Below are 18016 nucleotides of genomic sequence, written 5' to 3' on the forward strand. Positions count from 1 at the left end.
ATCTTTGCCCCAGCCCGTGTCGTACGGTGCCGGGTACGCCGGGTACTACGACGCGAGGAGAACGGTGATGGCACAGCAGGCGCTGATCGTGGGCATCGGCGGCAAGGAGCCCCAGGTCGATCCCGAGGCGTTCGTGGCTCCTACGGCATCCGTGATCGGGGACGTCACGCTGCACGCCGGGGCCAGTATCTGGTACGGGGCGGTCGTACGTGGTGATGTCGAGAAGATCACCGTGGGGGCGAGCGCCAACGTGCAGGACAACGTGACGCTGCATGCGGATCCCGGATTTCCGGTCAGCGTGGGCGAGCGGGTCTCCATCGGGCACAACGCGGTGGTGCACGGGGCGACCGTCGAGGACGACTGCCTGATCGGCATGGGCGCGACCGTGCTGAACGGGGCCGTCATCGGGGCCGGGTCGCTCGTCGCCGCGCAGGCGTTGGTGCCGCAGGGGATGGTGGTGCCGCCGGGGTCGCTCGTGGCGGGGGTGCCGGCGAAGGTCCGGCGGCTCCTCTCCGAGGAGGAGCAGCAGGGGGTCACCCTCAACGGCACCCTCTACGCGGAGTTGGCGAAGACGCACAAGGATGTGCATCAGTAGGCGCGTTCGCGAGCGCTCCGTTCGGGGCGCCTCACTCGCCGGCGCCTACAGGTTCCGCTTCCCGGTCGTGCTGCAGCTGGGCCTTCTTCGCCTTGCGCCGGACGAGGAGCATGGAGGCGAGCCCGACCAGGACCGCTGCCGCGAGGCCGACGTAGGAGAACTTCTTCAGCCAGCCCTCGGCGACCACACCGACGTAGTAGATGACGGCCGTCGTGCCGCCCGCCCAGCAGATGCCGCCGAGGACGTTGGCGATCAGGAACTTCCAGTACGGCATGTGCAGGACACCCGCGAGGGGGCCGGCGAAGATGCGCAGGAGGGCGATGAAACGGCCGACGAAGACGGCCCACATGCCCCACTTCTCGAAGGACCGCTCGGCGGTGGCCACATGGCCCTCGCTGAAGTGTCTCGGGAACTTCCCGCCCAGCCAGGCCAGCAGCGGGCGGCCGCCCTTGCGGCCGATCGCGTAGCCGATGGAGTCGCCGATCACGGCACCGGCGGTGGCGCACGCGCCGAGGACGATCGGGTTGATGCCCGAGTGCTGGGAGGACATCAGCGCCGCCGAGACCAGGACGATCTCACCCGGAAGCGGAATGCCCAGGCTCTCCACGCCGATGACCAGGGCCACCACGGCGTAGACGGCGACCGCGGGCACCGAGTCGAGCCATTCCTGGACGTGCACTGCAGGTGCCTCCCCTGTCACTGTCACTGCCTGCTGCCACGGTCATGCCTGCCGGACGCCGCATGCAAAGAGCGTCCCAAATGAAGGCTACCCGGTCGCGGGTGAGCGGCGGTTAAGGGCAGCGCCTCCCCGCCGGCTCCCCGGTGGCACCGTCCCGCCCCCGGTCCTTGCGTTTTCGGACACCTCCGTGTCATGCGGGAGGGGAAGGCTCCCCGCGGTATCGCCCGACCCGCCTCCCCCAGGTCCCGTCCGCGGGGCCCGCCGCGGAAGGACGACGTCCCCGTGTCCGCACCGTCTCCGTCCTCGCTCTCCCCTCTGCCCCTGTCCCCGGCCTCCTCGCTCGCCCGGGGAACGCCGCCGGGAACGGATTCCCGCCGTCCCGCATCGTTCATGGCGGGCCGGCCCGTACGACTGGTTCTGTGCCTGGCTCCGCTGCTGTTCGCCGGCGGCTGGGCGGTGACCAACCGGCCCACGGTGTACGAAGGGGTCCGCCGGCTCGTCGCGGCCGATCCCTGGTGGCTCCTGGCCGGCGGCGGTTTCACCTGCTTGAACTGGGTGGCGGCCTCCTGCGTCCGGCAGGGCGCGCTGCCGGACCGGGTCCCGGCGGGGCAGTTGCTGGCCTCGCAGTTCGCGGCGGGCGCCGCCAACCACGTGCTCCCCGGCGGGCTCGGCGCCCACGCGATCACCGTGCGCTTTCTACGGGCGCGCGGGGTGCCGCTGGACCGGGCGACCGCGTCGGTCGGGCTGTACTCGCTGGCGAAGTCCTCGGCCAAGACCGCGGTGCTGATCGTGTTCCTGGCCGCGTCGCCGGCCTGGCGACGGCTGGGCGAGCTGGTCCCGGACGGACGGCTGCTGGTCCCGCTCGCCGCGATCGCGGGCGGTGCCCTCACGGTCGTGGGGGTGCTGCTGACGGTCGTACGGCCGTTGCGGCGGCCGGTGACCGGAATGCTGCGCAGCGCCCTCGCCGACGCCCGGGAGGTGCACACACGGCCGTGCCGGGTGGCCGCCCTGTGGGGCGGGGCCGTCGCGATGCCCCTGCTCCAGGGGGCCACCCTCGTCTGTGTCGGGGCCTCGCTCGGCCTTCAGCTGCCGTGGGAGCACGTGGTACTCGCCTACCTCGCGGCCGGCACCGCCGTCGGGGCGGTTCCGGCGCCCGGCGGGTTCGCGGTCGACGCGGCGCTGGTGTGGACCCTCGTCACCTTCGGCGCCACGCCCGCCGTGGCCACCGCGACCGTCATCGGCTACCGGGTGCTGACCGACTGGGTGCCGCTGGTACCGGGCGCAGTGACGCTGTCGGCGCTGATCCGCGCCAAGATCCTGTGAACGGCGGGTTACCGTGCGTACGGGTCAGTCGCGGCGGGCCACCAGACGGTAGGCGTTGGCCAGACCGAGGCGGTGGGACACGGCCCGTACCGCGAACCGGTCCAGGAGCGTCGCCGTGACGAGCACGGGCACACCGGTGAGCAGGAGCGTGGTGCGGGCGGCGCGGCTCAGGGCGCCGGGCGGTCCGGGCAGCCAGGGTGCGTCCTCGCGCGGGGCGGTGTGGTCGAGGGCCAGCCAGACCGCCGCCAGCAGATCGACCGGGTCGTGCGGCTCGGCGTGCTGCTCCGCGACCACAGTGAAGCCCAGGTCGGTCAGCCGCCGCCGGAGGTTGGCCACCGGCATGAAGTGCAGGTGCTGCGGCTGGAGCCAGGGCAGCCACCAGCGGCCGAGCAGCCGGGCGTAGCGGCTCTGCGGGTCCGGTACCTCGACGAGGAGATGACCGCCGGGGCGTACGGCCTCGTGGGCGGCGCGCAGTTCGCGGTCGGGGTCGGTGCTGTGCTCCAGGTAGTGGAACATGCTCACCACGTCGTAACGGGCGGCGAGTTCGGGGGCGAGCGCGGGGAAGGCGCCGCGGTAGGCGTGGTCCACGCGGCCCTCGCGGGCGGCGAGTTCGACCCCGTCGGTGAAGTCGAGCCCGTCGAAGGAGGTGCCGGGCAGGACGGTACGGGCGGCGCCGCAGAAGTGGCCGTGGCCGGTGCCGACGTCCAGCCAGGTCTTGGGGGCCGGGTCGTGCGGCAGCATCGCCTCGGCGCGGCCCCGGTACATGGCGGTCCGGCCTCCGAAGGTACCGCTCATGCGCTGCTCACCGAGGCCGTCGTAGAAGTCGCGGTAGTAGAACTCCAGTCCCTGTTCGGTCAGTTGGGGGTTCTGGAAGGTGTGGCCGCAGTCGGCGCAGCGGTCGAGGGTGAAGCGGCCGGGCTTGTGCTGGAGCAGGTCGGTGGTGCGCAGACGGGTGGCGAGACGCCCGGAGCCGCACCAGGGGCAGTCGGTGCGCCGGGGGGCGAAGAAGCGGTCGGTGCCCGCGGCCAGGTCCCGCTGGTAGGCGGGGCGCAGGGCGGCGATGCGCGCCTTCTTGTCGCTCACGTGGCTCTTGTCGTCGTGCTCGGTCATCGGCTCTCCGCTGCGAGGTGTGCGAGGTGTTCGAGGTGGGTCGCCGCGGCCCTGGCGCCGCCCGCCGCACGGAACGCGGTGCGGATCCGGGCGGCGGCGGCCCGATGGGTGCGATCGGTGAGGACGGTGTCGAGGGCCGCGCCGAGCTGGGCCGCGCGGACCCGGCCGAAGCGGACGCGGACGCCGGCGCCCGCGTCCACGACCTGGCCGGCCACCACCGGCTGGTCGTCGCGGATGGGCGCGACGACGAGGGGTGCGCCGTGCCACAGGGCCTCGCACACCGTGTTGTGGCCCGCATGACAGACGACGGCGTCCATCCGCTCCAGCAGAGCGAGTTGGGGCACCGACGGCAGGACCAGGACGTCCTTGTCGCCGGGCGGCACCGGAAGGACGCGGCCAGGGTCGGCGATCACCCCTTGCACCCGGTCGCCGCGGTCGCGCAGTGCGGTGAGGCACTCGGCGAGGAACCGGGCTCCGGCGTCCGCGTTCGCCGTGCCGAGGGTCACCAGGACCTTCGCCCGACCCTGGTCGAGCCACTCCCAGGGAAAGCCGGGCCCGGCCGGGCGCCCGGCGAGCGAGGGACCGACGTAGTGGATGTGGGGGGCCAACGGCGCCTGGGGGCCGATGAGTTCGGGGGTGCTGAAGATCAGCAGCAGGTGGGGCGAGAAGCGCGGGTCGGCGGTGCCGGACGGGGCACCGATGCGGTCCCGCAGTCCGGCCAGGCTCCGCTCCAGCCACTCGGCGATCTTGGGCAGGCCGTCGTAGGCGCCGGTGAACTCCGCCGAGGTGGTGGCGGAGGTGGCCCAGGGCAGCCCCAGGCGCTCGGCCACCAGGGCACCGGCGAAGGCCTGTTGGTCGGCCACGACCACGTCCGGGCGAAACGCGTCGGCCGCCGCTCGTACCCCCGGGGCCATGGCGTCGGCGAGCGGTAGCAGGTACCACTCCCACAGGAACTTCAGCGCCTCCGCGCCCCGCAGGTCGGGCGGCCGTGCGACGCCCTGCGCACCCGGCACCGGGCCTGCGCATGCGTGCACCTCGGCGTCCGTGCCCGCGAGCCGGCGCACCAGCGCCGGATCGGCGCACGCCCAGGCGACCCGGTGCCCGCGCGCGGCCAGTCGGGTGGCAACGCCGACGGCCGGGTTGATGTGGCCCGTCAGCGGCGGCACCACGAACAGGTAGGCGCTCACCGGACGCCCGACCCGGCGTGGATCAGGTCCAGGATGTGCCCGCCGACGGTCGCGGGCGCTTCGACCAGCACCGAGTGCTCGTGCCCCGGCAGCACGACCGACCGGAAGTCCGCCAGCAGCTCCCGCTTGAGCGGCACCAGGTCGGCGAGGTCCGAATCGCCGCCGTACACGCCGAGAATCGGGCAGCGCACGGATCTGATCTCGGTCTCGGTGAGGACGCGGCTGGCGGGGATGTCCCGGCCGAGGGTGGTCTCGCGGGCGAGGCGGGCGGCGCCCTTGGCCAGGCGGGCGGTGTTCTGGCTGCGGTTCGCGGTGATCCAGGCGATCGCGTCGGGCTCGTTGTGGGCGAGTTCGGTGACGACCCGGTCGAGGATGCGGCCGAGTTTCGCCGCCCAGGCCGGCGTCGCGGGCTCGGACTCGATCAGCGTCAGGCTGAGGGCGCGCTCCGGGTGCCGGGCCGCGTAGCCGAAGGCGATGGTGCCGCCGTAGGAGTTGCCGACGAGGTGGAGCGGTCCGGTGACGGCCAGCCGGTCGAGGAGGGCCTCCAGGTCGTCGATGTTGTGGTCGAGGGTGTAGCCCCGTGGCGGGCGGGCACTGCGGCCGTGTCCGCGCAGGTCGTACATGACCACGTCCAGTCCGGCCGCGGCGAAGGCGGGGGCGACGGTGAAGTAGTAGCTGGCCAGGCTGTCGGTGAGCAGACCGTGCACGAGGACGACCGTGGCGTGCGGGACCCGGCCGTCGGCGGGCCCCGTGCGCTGGACGTGCAGCCGGATCCCGCCGGCGTCGACCATGGCCACGGCTCAGCCCGCCTGCGTGGTCTTCAGGCTCCACACCACGTACTCCACCAGGCGGCCCACGGTCAGCTCGATGATCTCGTCGAACTCCATGCCGGCCAGGAACTCGGCGAGGTTGACCCGCTGCCCGTACCGCCCCTCGAGCAGGCCGGCCAGGGTGACGAGGTCGATGCTCTCCAGCTCGAGGTCGCGGTTGAAGGTGGTGGACATGCCGATCACCACGTCGTCGTCGCCGTACTCGGCGAGCACCGTACGGAGCATGCCGGTGACGTCGGCGAGCACGGAGTCGGCGGTGGACTGCGCCGCGGCGGTCCGGGCGGGGTTCGTCGGAGCCGGCTGGGCGGGGTTCGTCGGAGCCGGCTGGGTGGGGGGATTCATCGGGGGCACTCCTCGGCTGCAGCGTGATCGTCGGGTGGTGCGTCGTGGTCGGCGCCGGGCCCGGTCGTCCAGGCCACCACGTAGGAGCGCTCGGGCAGAGCGGGTGGATTGGTCACCGGCGCGCAGTGCACGGTGTAGGCACGCTCCAGGCGACCGCAGACCAGCAGCCGGCTGCCGTCCGGGGCGGTCTCCAGCACGGTGAAGTCGCGTGGCCGGCCGTCGAATCCGACGCCCTCGGCCTTGGCGACCGCCTCCTTGGCGGCCCAGAAGCGGGTGAACCACAGTGCCTGCGGGTCGGGGCCGTCCGCCGACAGGCCGTGCAGCAGCCGCAGTTCGGCCGGGCCGAGGGCGGTGGCGAGGGTCGCCGGATCGCGCTCGGCGACCTCTTCGATGTCGATGCCGGGGCCGGGCTGCGGGGTGTGCGGCCGTACGATCGCCACGCCCGCCTCGGCCCGGTGGGCGAGCGAGACATCCAGCGGGGGCAGCGTGCGGCCGTGCACTCCGGTGACGCAGGGTCGGCCCAACTCGTCGTTGTCGACTTGGAGTTCGGCCGGGAAGACGGGGCCTTCGCCGTGCTGCCAGAGCCACTGCCGTACGGCGTCCTTGACCGCGATCCGGCCGAGCAGCCACTGGCGGCGGCCGCGTGGCGGACGGTCGGCGTACGTGGCACGCTCGGCGCCGCCCAGCGAGTTGCGCATGATCAGCTCGCGGGAGGCGAGGTCCGGCCAGCGCTCGTGCACCAGCGCCCAGCCGCCGGCCTGGGCCATGGACAGGGTGTGGCGCTCGGGGAAGCGTTCGACGGGCCGGGTCGTCGGGTCGTTGTCGAAGCGGCGGTCCTGCCAGCCGGTGATCCTGGCCCACACCCGGCCGCCGGCCGTCAGCTCCGCGTCCGCCTCCAGGGTCGTGTCCGTGAGGGTCGTGATCCGCAGCAGACAGGCGACCTCGGTACCGGGGGCCGGGTGCGGGCCGTGGAATCTCAACTCCCGCATGTGGACGGGGAAGACGACCGTGCGCTCGGTGCGGGTCGCCATGATCCAGTAGCCGAGGAGCTGGCCCACGTTGTCCAGCAGGGCGCCGGGCGCGGCGGGCGTGCTGAGCACTCCGCGGATGTGCCGTTCGCCGATCGCGGTGAGGTCGGTGAGGCCCTGGAAGCCGGGTCCGTGGAACATCCAGCGCTCCCGGTAGAGCTGGGCGGCGGTGTGCTCGGGGCGGCGTTCCGGGGCGTCCGGGAGGGGGCCGGGCCCCGGCGGTGCGGGGTACCGCGGGGCGAGTTCGACGACGGCGCGGGCCGTGGGGCCGAAGGCCACGGTGACGCGGTCCGGGTGCCCCGGGGCCGGGGTGACGGTGACCTGGACGTCGACGGGGGGTGTGGCGGTGAGCCAGCGCTCGAAGCGGGCCCCGTGCACGGCGACCGCCCGTAGCCCGGGGGCCGCGGCCTCGGCCGCGTCCGTCATGTGCCGCACGATCGTGGTGGCGGGCACCACCGGCCAACGGTCTTCCACGGCAGGCCAGTTGGCGCGTTGCGGGAAGAAGCAGTGGTCCAGGAGGTGGGGCATGGCGTGCGGGGAGACGTGGACGGTCGTGGTGGCCGCGGCGGGCCTGGCGAGGGTGGGCAGGGCGGCGGCCGGGGCGCGGTGACGGCCCGCGGTGATCACCTCGGCCGCCGTGTGCGCGGTGTCCCGCAGGAGGGCGGTCAGCTCGGCGGCGGCCGGGAAGCCCGGGGCGAGGTCGTCCAGGTCGGCCAAGCGGGCAGGAGCCGGTCGGGTGGCGGGGCTCAGGCCGGCGCGGAGGGCGCCGAGTTCCGGCCCGTCCAGTGAGACGAGGGCGCCGGAGAGGTCGAGGCGGACGGGCCGGCGCACGGGTACGGCCGCGGCGGCGCGGGGTGGGAGCGCCGGTGCCACGGGCGCCCCCGCCGTCCACAACGCCGTGGCCACGCGCCGCAGTTGCGCCATGCCGCCGTGCTGGGGCGCGTTGGCGGCGACGGCCAGGTGGTCGCGGTCGCCGAGGGTGTCGTCGATCAGGGAGGTGAGCCGGCCGGGCCCGGTCTGGACGAAGACGCGGTGCCCGGCGGTGTACAGGGCCTCGGTCAGCTCCCGGAAGCGGACGGGCTCCAGCAGGTGCCGTACGAACAGGGCGCGCACCTCCGCCTCGGCCGCCGGGAAGGGTGCCGCGGTCGTCCCCGACCACACGGGCACGGTCGGCGGATGGAGCCGGAAGCGCTCGGCGGCCTCCTTGATGGGGGCGAGGTACGGCTCGAGCATCGGGGTGTGGAAGCCGGAACGGAAGGGCAGCACCTGGCAGATCACGCCCTGGGCGCGCAGGGACCGTACGAACGACTCGACCGCCGCGCCGGGTCCGCAGACCATGGACTGGCGGGGGGCGTTGTCGTGGGAGAGGACGATCCCGGAGTCCGGCCGGTCCTCGGCGAGCGCGGTGCGGACGTGCTCGGCCGAGGTGCCGAGGGCTGCGAAGGCGAGGCCGGGGACGGTGAGCGCGTCCGGGTCGAACCGGGCCATGAACGCGTCCACTTGGGCCGCCGAGTAGAGTCCGGCCGCCGCCATGGCCGTCCACTCGCCCACGCTGTGCCCGGCGACCGCGTCCGGTACGACGCCCATCCGGCGCAGCGCCCGGTCCAGCAGGCGGCCCACGCCGACGACCCCGAAGCCGTGCCGTGCGACGTCACCGACCCGGACCTTGGTGCCGGACAGCGGGGGCAGGCCGAAGTGGGCGGCTATGTCGTCGGTGCGGGGCGCGAAGTCACCCTCCAGGCCGGGGAAGACGAACGCCAGCCTGCCGCCGGCGCGGCCGAGCAGCGGGCCCGGCCGGAACCACACGTCGCCGCGCCCCTGCCAGGCGCGCCCCTTGGCGACCGCACGGCGGGCCAGGGCGAGCCGTTTGGGGTTCGGCGCGACGACACCGAGCCGGGCGGGACCGGCGTCGGGCTGCGGCCGGGCGGGGTCGAGTCCTGCGGCGCGTACGGCCGGGTCGTCGGCGTCGAGGAGTGCTGCGAGGCGCGCCGGGCTGTCGGCGGCAAGGAGCAGGACCGGTTCGGGCTCGGCGACCTGGGCGGCGGGGGCGGGCCCGGGGTACGCCCGGGGAGCCGGACGGCCGCCGGGCGCCTCCTCCAGCACCACATGGGCGTTGATCCCGCCGAAACCGAAGGCGTTCACGGCGGCCCTGCGGACCGGCTGCCGGGCGCCGGTCTCCCAGGGCCGGGCCCGGTCCAGGGTGTGGAACCGGGTGGCGGCGAGGGCGGGATGGGGGTCCTCGCAGTGGAGGGTGGGCAGCAGGGTGCGGTGGTGGACCGCGAGGGCGGCCTTGACCAGGCCGGCGACTCCGGCGGCCGGCATGGTGTGGCCGATCATCGACTTCACCGAGCCGAGGACCGGGCGAGCACCGCTGCCCTGTGCGGGTCCGAACACCTCGGCCAGAGTGGCGAGTTCGGCCGCGTCACCGGCGGGTGTGGCGGTGCCGTGCGCCTCCAGCAGTCCTAGGACGTCCGGGGCGGTCGGGTCGAGCCCGGCCGCCTGCCAGGCCTGTCGTACGGCACGGGCCTGTCCGCCGGGGTCGGGGGTGACGAGACCCGCCGTACGGCCGTCACTGGCCACGCCGGTGCCCCGGATCACCGCGTACACACGGTCGCCTGCACGCTCGGCGTCCGCGAGCCGTTTCAGCACCACCACGCCCGTGCCCTCGCCGATGAGGATGCCGTCCGCGTCACGGTGGAAGGGGCGGATGCGCTCGGTCGGGGACAGGGCGCGCAGCTGGGAGAAGACGCTCCAGAGGGTGATGTCGTGGCAGTGGTGCACTCCCCCGGCCAGCATCATGTCGCACCGGCCGGTGGCGAGTTCGCCGACGGCCTGGTCCACGGCGACCAGGGAGGAGGCGCAGGCCGCGTCCACGGTGTAGGCGGGGCCGCGCAGGTCGAGCCGGTTGGCGATGCGGGACGCGGCGAGGTTGGGGACCAGGCCGATCGCGGACTCCGGGCTGTCGGGGCCGAGCCGGTCGGTGAACGCCTGCCGGATCCGGTCGAGTTGGGCCGAGTCGAGAGCGGGCATCAACTCACGCAGAGTGCGCACGAGTTGACCGGCCGTCCGCACCCGCTGGTCGAGCCGGACCAGGCCGGGGGTGAGATAGCCGCCGCGGCCCAGGGTCACGCCGATCCGGTGCCGTTCGGGCAGCCGGTCCGGGCCGCCCGCGTCGGCGAGCGCGGCGGCGGCCACCTCGAGGGCGATCAGCTGGTCGGGCTCGGTGCCTGGCACCGAGGCGGGCATGATGCCGTAGCGCGTGACCTCCACCTCGGCCAGGCCGTCCACGAACCCGCCGCGCCGGCAGTACACCTGGTCGGCGACGGCGGGCCCGGCGGCCGTACCGGGCCGGTAGTAGACGGCGTCCCAGCGGTCGGCCGGGACTTCACGGATCGCGTCGACGCCGTCGCGCAGATTGTGCCAGTAGGTGTCCAGGCCGGCGGCGCCCGGCAGCAGCACCGCCATCCCGACGATGGCGACGGGTGTCTGAGGCTGTGTCATCTCACCAGCCCGACGCGGTGTGGACCACGGCACGGTCCGCCGGATCGCCCCAGGCTAGTTCCCGGAGCAGGGCCGCGGTGCCCTCGTCCGGGTCGATCAGCCCGACCCCGCGCCGGGCGTACGCGCGGCCGAGTTCGGCGCCGACCATGCCGGAGTGCGGGCCGGACGGCGCCCACGGTCCCCAGTGCACGGTCAGCGCGCGGTGTCCGGTGCGGGCGGCCCAGTCCGCGCCGAGCGCTTCCAGGGCGTCGTTGGCGGCGGCGTAGTCGGCCTGGCCGCGATTGCCGAGGACCGCGGCGATGCTGCCGAACAGCACGGTGAACGCGGGCGCGTCGGGCAGGTCGTCCAGGGCGGCGAACAGCGCGGCGGCCCCGGCCGTCTTCGTGCCGTAGACCCGCTGGAAGGACTCGGGGGTCTTGTCGGCGATCAGCCGGTCCTCGATGACACCGGCGGCGAAGACGACGCCGTCCAGCCTGCCGTGTTCGGCGTGGATCTCCTTGACCGCCTGCAGGACGGCGTCCCGCTCCCGGAAGTCGACCGCGCGGTAGCGGGCTTCGCTGCCGAGCGCGCCGAGTTCGGCGAGCGTGGTGGCGATCTCCCGCTGGGCGAGGATGCGTTCGGCGGCCCGGTTGATCTCGGCGGGCGTGGGCGTCTCCGGGTCGGCGGCGAGCGCCGCCCGTAGTTCGGTGGGGGTGCGGGCGGCCGTGGTGCGCGGGTCCTCGGGGGCGGCGGGCGCGGGGGTGCGGCCCAGCAGTTCGATGCGGCACCGGCAGGCGCGGGCCAGCGTGGCCGCGAACCGTGCGGTGATGCCCCGGGCGCCGCCGGCCAGCAGCACGACGGAGTCCCGGTCGAGGCCGAGTGCGGCGGCTTCGGCGGCGCCGTCGGCGGCGGGTCCGGCGCCGGTGGTGCCGAGCGGGCCGAGGGGCGCGGGCACCAGCTCGAGACCCTGGCGGGCACCGGCGGCCGTCCGCAGGACGACGGGCGCCGCCGGTTCCGGGGCGCGCAGCTCGGCGAGCACGGCCTCGGCCACGGCTGCCGGGCCGGTGTCCGGTACGGCGGCGACCCGGGCGAGGAGGCCGGGGTACTCGTGTCCGACGGAGCGGAACAGGCCGTCCAGACCGGCCGCCCGCAGCGCCGGCTCACGGTCGGCGGCCCGCACCGCGAGCAGGGTGCGGGGGCCGCACGCCAGCGCCGCCCGGAGCACCGGGAAGGCGTCCGGCAGCACCGGAAGGTCGGGGCCGGGCAGCGCGCCCAGGTACACCACGGCGTCGACCGGGCCGTCGGCCGCGGTGAGCAGGTGGCCCCGGTCGAGGATCACGGCGTCGGCGCCGTGCCCGGCGAGCCGTGCCGCCACCGCTGCCGCCACGCCCTCGCCACCACCGAGGAGGGCGAACCGTCGGCCGGACAGGTCGAGGTCGGCCGGGCCCGGCTCCGGCAGGGGCACCGGACGCAGCGCGCAGCGCCGGGGGGACACACCGGGGACCGAGGAGTGTTCCTGGGGCTGCGTCCCGGTGTACGACGCCTCCGTCTGCTCCTCGGCCGGCTCGCCCCCGCCCGGGACTCCCGCCCCGATCCGCGCCGTCAGCCATTGCGTCACCGCCGCCGCCGTGCGCGCCTTGGCCAGCTCCTCCAGTTCGGCGTCGTCCAGGACCTCGGCGCCGTCCGCGATGCCCAGGCGCTTGGCGAGTTCGCCCGCTATCTCGGCCCGCTTGATGGAGTCGATGCTCAGGTCTGCCTCCAGATCGAGGTCGGGTTCGATCATGTCGACGGGGTACCCGGTGCGTTCGCTGATGATCTCCAGGACGACGCGGTCCACGTCGTCGGCCGGTTCGGTGCTGCCGGTGACCGTCGACCGAGGTTCCACAGCGGGGAGTTCAGGGGCCGCGAGCTGCACGGACGGTGGTACGGGCGCCGGTGGGGTGGCTGTCGCAGCCGCCCCGAAGTAGGTGAGCAGCACATCGCGCTGGGCGGCGATCATCTCCCGGCTGGTGCGCAGGAACTCGGAGATCAGCGCGTCCCGGTCGGTGGGGACGCCGTTCGGCTGGTCGGTGGTCACGGTCGTCTCCACGACTCGTCGGGCCGGTGCGAGGGCACCGGGCAGGAGTTCTCCGTCGGCAGTGCGCACGAGGTGTCCGTCGACCGTCCAGCCGGGCCGCCTGGGCGCCGGGGTGCGCAGCGCGTCCACGGCGTCGCGGCCCCGCAGCAGCCAGGCGGTGCGCACCGGCCGTCCGGCGACGGCGAGCCGGGCGAGTGCGTCGAGCCAGCCGCGCAGGCCGCTGCCGGCCGCCGGTTCGCAGGCGACCGTACGGTGCGGGCGGTCACCGAGGATCTGGCCCACGAGCCGGGTGAGCACCGTGCCCGGGCCCGCCTCGACGAAGAGCCGCGCGCCTGCCTCGTACATGGCCTCGATCTGGGCGGCGAAGGCGACCGGGGAGCCGATCTGGGCGGCGAGTTCGGTGCGCACCGCGTCGGGGTCCGGGAGGTAGGGCGCGGCGGTGCGGTTGGCCCAGACGGGGAACTCGGGCGCCCGCACGGTCCTGTCCGCGAGGGCCTTGGCGAACCGCTCGCCCGCCGTGGCCACGAGCGGACTGTGGAAGGCACAGGCCACGGGGATGCGTTTCGCACCGAGTCCCGTCGCGCGCAGCAGCCGTACGGCCGTCTCGACGTCCGCCGTCGGTCCCGAGATCACCGTCTGTTCGGGCGAGTTGAGGTTGGCGAGGACGACCGACGTCGGCGCTTCGGCCGTGCGCAGTACCTCGGTGACGGTCTCGGCGGGGGCACCGACGGCGGCCATGGTGCCGGGGTCGTCGCCGGCCGCCGCCAGGATCGCTCCGGCGCGTTCGCCGCTCAGCTCCAGCAGGGTCTCGGGGTCGAGGGCGCCCGCCGCGGCGAGTGCGACGAGTTCGCCGTAGCTGTGGCCGGCGGCCTGGTCGGGGCGGACGCCCGCGGAGGTGAGGAAGGCGTGGGCGGCGAGGCCCGCGATTCCGAGGGCGGGCTGCGCGGCCCGGGTGTCGGTGAGCGCGGCCCTGCGGGCTTCGCGGGCGGTGTCGTCGAAGGCGGCCGGCGGATGGACGACGTCGGCGTGGGCGCGGCCGAGGTGCAGGAAGTGCCGCAGCTCGGGCAGGGTGACCAGGAGGTCGGCGAGCATGCCGGTGCGCTGGCTGCCCTGGCCGGGGAAGAGGAAGGCGGTCCCGCCCGCCACCGGGTCGGCTCCGTGGATCCCGGCGGCCGGATCGCGCTCCCCGGCGAGGATCCGCCGCAGCTGTCCGGTCAGTTCCTCGAGGTCACGGGCGACGATCGCGGCCTGCACCGGTTCGCGCGTGGTGTCGGCGCGCCGGGCGGCGGCGAGGGCGAGGTCCCGCAGCCGCCAGGGCCGCCCTTCGGCCTCGGCGGCCCGTAGGACCTCCTCGACGGTCCGGTGGGCCGCGGCCGTGTCCCGGCCCCGGAACAGGAACAGCTCGCACGGCCAGGCGTCCAGGGCCTGCGCGGGTGGTACGGCTCCGGCGTGCGCGGCCAGCACCGCATGGAAGTTGGTGCCGCCGAAGCCGAACGCGCTGACTCCGGCGAAGCGCTGGGCGGCCGGTGCGGTCCAGGGCCGGGCTCGGGTGTGGAAGGCGAACGGGCTGTCGTCCTCGGTCCAGGCCGGGTTGGGCCGCTCCAGGTGCAGGGTGGGCGGGGTGACCCCGGTGTACAGGGCGAGGGCGGTCTTGATCAGCCCGGCGAGCCCGGCGGCACATTTGGTGTGCCCGATCTGCGACTTGACCGAGCCGAGGGCGCATCCGCCCGTGCTGGCACCGGCTTCGGCGAACACCGCGCTCAGGACGGCGAGTTCGGTGCGGTCGCCCACGACGGTACCGGTGCCGTGCGCCTCGACGAGGCCGACGTCCGCCGGTGAGACAGCGGCGTTGCGGTACGCCCGCTCCAGCGCGGCCCGCTGCCCCTCGGGGCGGGGTGCGGTCAGGCCGAGGGAGCGGCCGTCGCTGGCGGAGCCGAGGCCCTTGACCACGCCGTAGATCCGGTCGCCGTCGCGTTCGGCGTCCGTGAGCCGTTTGAGGACCAGGCAGGCCACGCCCTCGCCGAGGGCGATGCCGTCGGCGCGGGAGTCGAACGCGCGGGAGCGGCCGGTCGGGGAGAGCGCGTGGACGGCGGAGAACAGGACGTAGTCGTTGATGCCGTTGTGCAGGTCGGCACCGCCGCACAGCACCAGGTCGCTGGTGCCCGAGACGAGTTCCTTGCAGGCCACGTCGAGGGCGGCGAGCGAGGAGGCGCAGGCGGCGTCGACGGTGAAGTTGGCGCCGCCGAGGTCCAGTCGGTTGGCGATCCGGCCGGAGACGACGTTGGCGAGCATGCCGGGGAAGGAGTCCTCGGTCAGCCGGGGCAGCTGTGCCTCGATCCCGTCGGGGACCTTGCCGTAGTAGGCGGGGAGGACGGCGCGCAGGGTGACGGCGTTGGACAGGTCGCTGCCGGCCTCGGCGCCGAAGACGACGGAGGCCCGCGCGCGGTCGAACGTCCGTCCCTGCTCGCCGTATCCGGCGTCCTCCAGTGCCCGGCGGGCCGCCTCCAGGGAGAGGAGCTGGACGGGTTCGATGCTGCCGAGGGAGGCAGGCGGAATGCCGTAGCGCAGCGGGTCGAAGGGGATGCGGGGCAGGAAGCCGCCCCACTTCGACGCCGTGCTGCCGGACGCGTGGTGCACCGCGGGGTCCCAGCGGTCCGGCGGGACCTCGGTGACGGCGTCGCGCCCGGCGACGACGTTGGCCCAGAAGGCGGCGAGGTCGGGGGCGTCGGGGAACATGCAGGACATACCGACGATCGCGATGTCGAGCGGTGCGGGCGCCGGCGGCTCATCCGGGGCTCGCAGGGCCGGGCGCAGGGCCCGGCGGGTCAGGAAGTCGGCGGCGCCGTCGGTCACCGCGCGGTGCAGGTCCGCCACGGTGGTGGTCGTCGAGCGCAGGACGGCGACCTGGCCCGCCATGAACATCCCGTCGGCGAGCTGCCGTTCCTCGCCGACGTCCGTCAGCTCACCGTCGGCGCCGCGTTCGACGCCCTTGCTGGCGATGCGCAGCCGGCCGACGTTGAGCCGTTCCAGCCCCTCCCAGACCTCCCGGTCGGCCAGCCCGCGCGCCCGCAGGGTGGCCTCCCGGTCCCGGTAGTCACCGGTGAAGGGGCTCGGCACGCAGCGGGTCGCGTGGCCCGGTGCCGTCTCGAGCAGCGCGGTCGCGGTGGCGTCGAGGACCTGCCGCTGGAAGAGGGGCCGGATGGCACCGTGTGCGACGGCTTCCTGCGTGAACAGGTAGGCGGTGCCCATGAGGAGGCCGACAGCGGCGCCGCGGGCGGTGAGCGGCGCGGCCAGGGCGGCGACCATCGCCGCCGACCGCTCGTCATGGACCCCGCCCGCGAAGAGGACCTCCAGCTGCCGGACCGCATCGTCCCCGGCCGAGGCGAAGTGGTCCTCGATCACGGCAAGTTGAGCCTCCCACAGCGCAAAGGACGCCCGGGGCCCCACGTGCCCGCCGCACTCGGACCCCTCGAACACGAACCTGCGCGCCCCCGCCTCCAAGAACTGCCGCAGCAGCCCCGGCGAGGGCACATGCAGAAAGGTCCGGATCCCGGCCCGCTCCAGCGTCTCGGCCTGGGCGGGCCGGCCGCCGGCGATGACCGCGTGCGTGGGCCGCAGCTCCCGTACGGCGTCCAGCTGGGCGTTTCTGATCTCCTCCGGCGCGAAGCCGAGGACACCCACCCCCCAGGGCCGCCCGTCCAGCACGCCCCGCGCCTCGGTCAGCATCGCCCGGGTCCGCTCGCCGTCCGCCAGGGCCAGCGCCAGAAACGGCAGCGCCCCGCCCGCGGCGACGGCGGCCGCGAACCCGGCCTTGTCGCTGACCCGGGTCATCGGCCCCTGCGCCACCGGAAGCCGCGTCCCGAGCGCCCGGCACATGGCCGATCCGGGCCGAAGGGCGTCCGCCGGACCGGCTTCACCGGTGTCCCGGTCGACTTTCCTGGCACTACGGCCCACCGACGCGGTGCGATGCCCAACCTCAGTGGCGCCATGTCCGACTTGCGCGGCACGACGTGCACCTTCCTCGGCGGCACGGCCGACCGCCGCACCTGGATCCTCCGCGGGGGTCACCACCGGACCCGCATCCACCGCGGCACCACCGGCCTCCGCACCACCGGCCTCCGCACCACCGGCCTCCGCCCCGGCGGCGGACGGCCCGGCGGCGGACGGCCCGTGCGGTGACGGCGGACCGGCGTGCGTCACCCCGTGGATCGCCGCCGACACCTCCCGTATCACCCGCCCTACGTCCCCCCACCGTTCGGCGAACCGGGCGGCGAGGAAGCCGTCCTGGCCCACCGGGAGCAGGTGGGTGTGCGGATCACCCACGCCCAGCAGGGAGGCGACCGTCTCGGGGTCGTCGGAGGGCGGTTGCGGGGACTCGGGGCCGCGGCGGCGCAGGACGCGGTGGCCGCCCAGGACCACGGTCTCCGAACCGTCGAGTGACCGCAGGGCCGCCCGGACCGGTTCGGGCAGTCCCGACTCGGCCAGCAGGGCGAGCTGACTGTCGAGGACCACACCGGCCGCCCCGCCGGCCACGGCGGCTGCCGCCGTTCGCGGTCCGATGCCGCCGCAGGCCCAGACCGGCAGCCCGCTCAACTCCCCGTCGGACAGAAGCTGTTGCAGCAGGACGTAGGTGCTCAGTTCACCCACCCGACCACCGCTCTCGCCGCCCCGGGCGATCAGCCCCCGGGCACCGGTGCGGATGGCCGCCCTGGCCTGCCCGAGGTCGGTGACCTCCATCAACACCCGCTGTCCGGGCGCAAGTTCGGGCACGGTCCAGGCCGCGTCCGGGGTGAGGACGACGGTGTCGGGGCCGTCCCGGACGTCGGCCGGGGTCAGGGCACAGTGACGGGTCACCCGTATGCCGAAGGGGCCCGGCGCGGCTCGTCTCAGCCGGGACAGCTCCTCTCGGGACCGTCGGTCCCCGGTGCCGAGGTCGAGGACGCCGAGCCCGCCGGCGACGCAGGCCGCCGCGGCGAGACGGGCGTCGGGCTCTCCGAACGGGGTGAGGCACAGGATCAGGTCGTGGGCGCGCACAGGGGAGGTCATGATGCTCCGGCACGGTCGGCGAGACTGCACGGTGGGGGGTGTGCGGCGGAACTCTCTGGTGCGAGGGCACCGGAACCTAGCGAGGTGTTACTCACGGGTCAATGACGACGCACCCTTTTTGTGGCCGGTGACGCCGATTCGGCCAGTCGATCGAATTCCCCGCAAGGGCCCAGATACGCGGCGAATTCCGTCACGGACGCGGGCCCGGTATCGCCCGGGCCCGCACGCCACACCACCCCAACCCCGGCAAAGCGTCCACCCGCTTCACCACACACTCACCCGCGCGCAACACGCCGGGACAGTCACGCGAAGTCTGTAA

At 74.7% G+C, this 18016-nt stretch carries 9 protein-coding genes; 2 read left to right on the plus strand and 7 right to left on the minus strand.

What is annotated here, in order from left to right; translation table 11 throughout:
- Positions 1-67: 67 nt before the first annotated feature.
- Positions 68-595, plus strand: a complete 528-nt coding sequence (locus GQF42_RS09070; protein WP_158919134.1) for a gamma carbonic anhydrase family protein — start codon at positions 68-70, stop codon at positions 593-595.
- A gap of 31 nt (positions 596-626) precedes the next feature.
- Here GQF42_RS09070 and GQF42_RS09075 read toward each other — a convergent pair whose 3' ends face one another.
- Positions 627-1274 carry a DedA family protein gene (locus tag GQF42_RS09075; RefSeq protein ID WP_158919135.1) on the minus strand — a complete coding sequence of 216 codons (648 nt, stop codon included), beginning with the start codon at positions 1272-1274 and terminating at the stop codon, positions 627-629.
- A 282-nt stretch (positions 1275-1556) separates the two neighbouring features.
- Here GQF42_RS09075 and GQF42_RS09080 point away from each other — a divergent pair, with 282 nt between their 5' ends.
- On the plus strand, positions 1557-2597 hold the full coding sequence (locus tag GQF42_RS09080) for a lysylphosphatidylglycerol synthase transmembrane domain-containing protein (RefSeq protein WP_233273306.1): 1041 nt from the start codon (positions 1557-1559) through the stop codon (positions 2595-2597).
- A gap of 24 nt (positions 2598-2621) precedes the next feature.
- On the opposite strand, the gene GQF42_RS09085 is transcribed toward GQF42_RS09080, so the two are convergent.
- The 6 genes from GQF42_RS09085 to GQF42_RS09110 form a co-directional block, all read right to left on the minus strand.
- Positions 2622-3707, minus strand: a complete 1086-nt coding sequence (locus GQF42_RS09085; protein ID WP_158919137.1) for a class I SAM-dependent methyltransferase — start codon at positions 3705-3707, stop codon at positions 2622-2624.
- Positions 3704-4894 (minus strand): glycosyltransferase, encoded by a 1191-nt coding sequence (locus tag GQF42_RS09090; protein WP_158919138.1) that lies wholly within the window; start codon positions 4892-4894, stop codon positions 3704-3706. Before GQF42_RS09090 ends, GQF42_RS09085 begins: the two co-directional genes overlap by 4 nt.
- Complete coding sequence (locus tag GQF42_RS09095) at positions 4891-5685, minus strand: alpha/beta fold hydrolase (RefSeq protein WP_158929953.1); 795 nt, start codon at positions 5683-5685, stop codon at positions 4891-4893. Before GQF42_RS09095 ends, GQF42_RS09090 begins: the two co-directional genes overlap by 4 nt.
- A 9-nt stretch (positions 5686-5694) precedes the next feature.
- Positions 5695-5949: an acyl carrier protein gene (locus GQF42_RS09100; protein ID WP_158929955.1), complete on the minus strand. Its 255-nt coding sequence runs from the start codon at positions 5947-5949 to the stop codon at positions 5695-5697.
- 113 nt (positions 5950-6062) lie between these two features.
- Positions 6063-10595, minus strand: a complete 4533-nt coding sequence (locus GQF42_RS09105; RefSeq protein ID WP_158919139.1) for a type I polyketide synthase — start codon at positions 10593-10595, stop codon at positions 6063-6065.
- A 1-nt stretch (position 10596) separates the two neighbouring features.
- Positions 10597-17697, minus strand: coding sequence for a type I polyketide synthase (locus GQF42_RS09110; RefSeq protein WP_158919140.1), 7101 nt, complete (start codon positions 17695-17697; stop codon positions 10597-10599).
- Positions 17698-18016: the final 319 nt, after the last annotated feature.

The sequence above is a fragment of the Streptomyces broussonetiae genome (assembly GCF_009796285.1).
Lineage (GTDB): Bacteria > Actinomycetota > Actinomycetes > Streptomycetales > Streptomycetaceae > Streptomyces > Streptomyces broussonetiae.

What these genes read in the sequence shown, in the direction of transcription:
- GQF42_RS09110 (WP_158919140.1), bottom strand. Translation starts at nt 17,697, where the DNA reads ATGACCTCCCCTGTGCGCGCCCACGACCTGATCCTGTGCCTCACCCCG.
- GQF42_RS09100 (WP_158929955.1), bottom strand. Translation starts at nt 5,949, where the DNA reads ATGCTCCGTACGGTGCTCGCCGAGTACGGCGACGACGACGTGGTGATC.
- GQF42_RS09095 (WP_158929953.1), bottom strand. Translation starts at nt 5,685, where the DNA reads ATGGTCGACGCCGGCGGGATCCGGCTGCACGTCCAGCGCACGGGGCCC.
- GQF42_RS09105 (WP_158919139.1), bottom strand. Translation starts at nt 10,595, where the DNA reads ATGACACAGCCTCAGACACCCGTCGCCATCGTCGGGATGGCGGTGCTG.
- GQF42_RS09085 (WP_158919137.1), bottom strand. Translation starts at nt 3,707, where the DNA reads ATGACCGAGCACGACGACAAGAGCCACGTGAGCGACAAGAAGGCGCGC.
- GQF42_RS09070 (WP_158919134.1), top strand. Translation starts at nt 68, where the DNA reads ATGGCACAGCAGGCGCTGATCGTGGGCATCGGCGGCAAGGAGCCCCAG.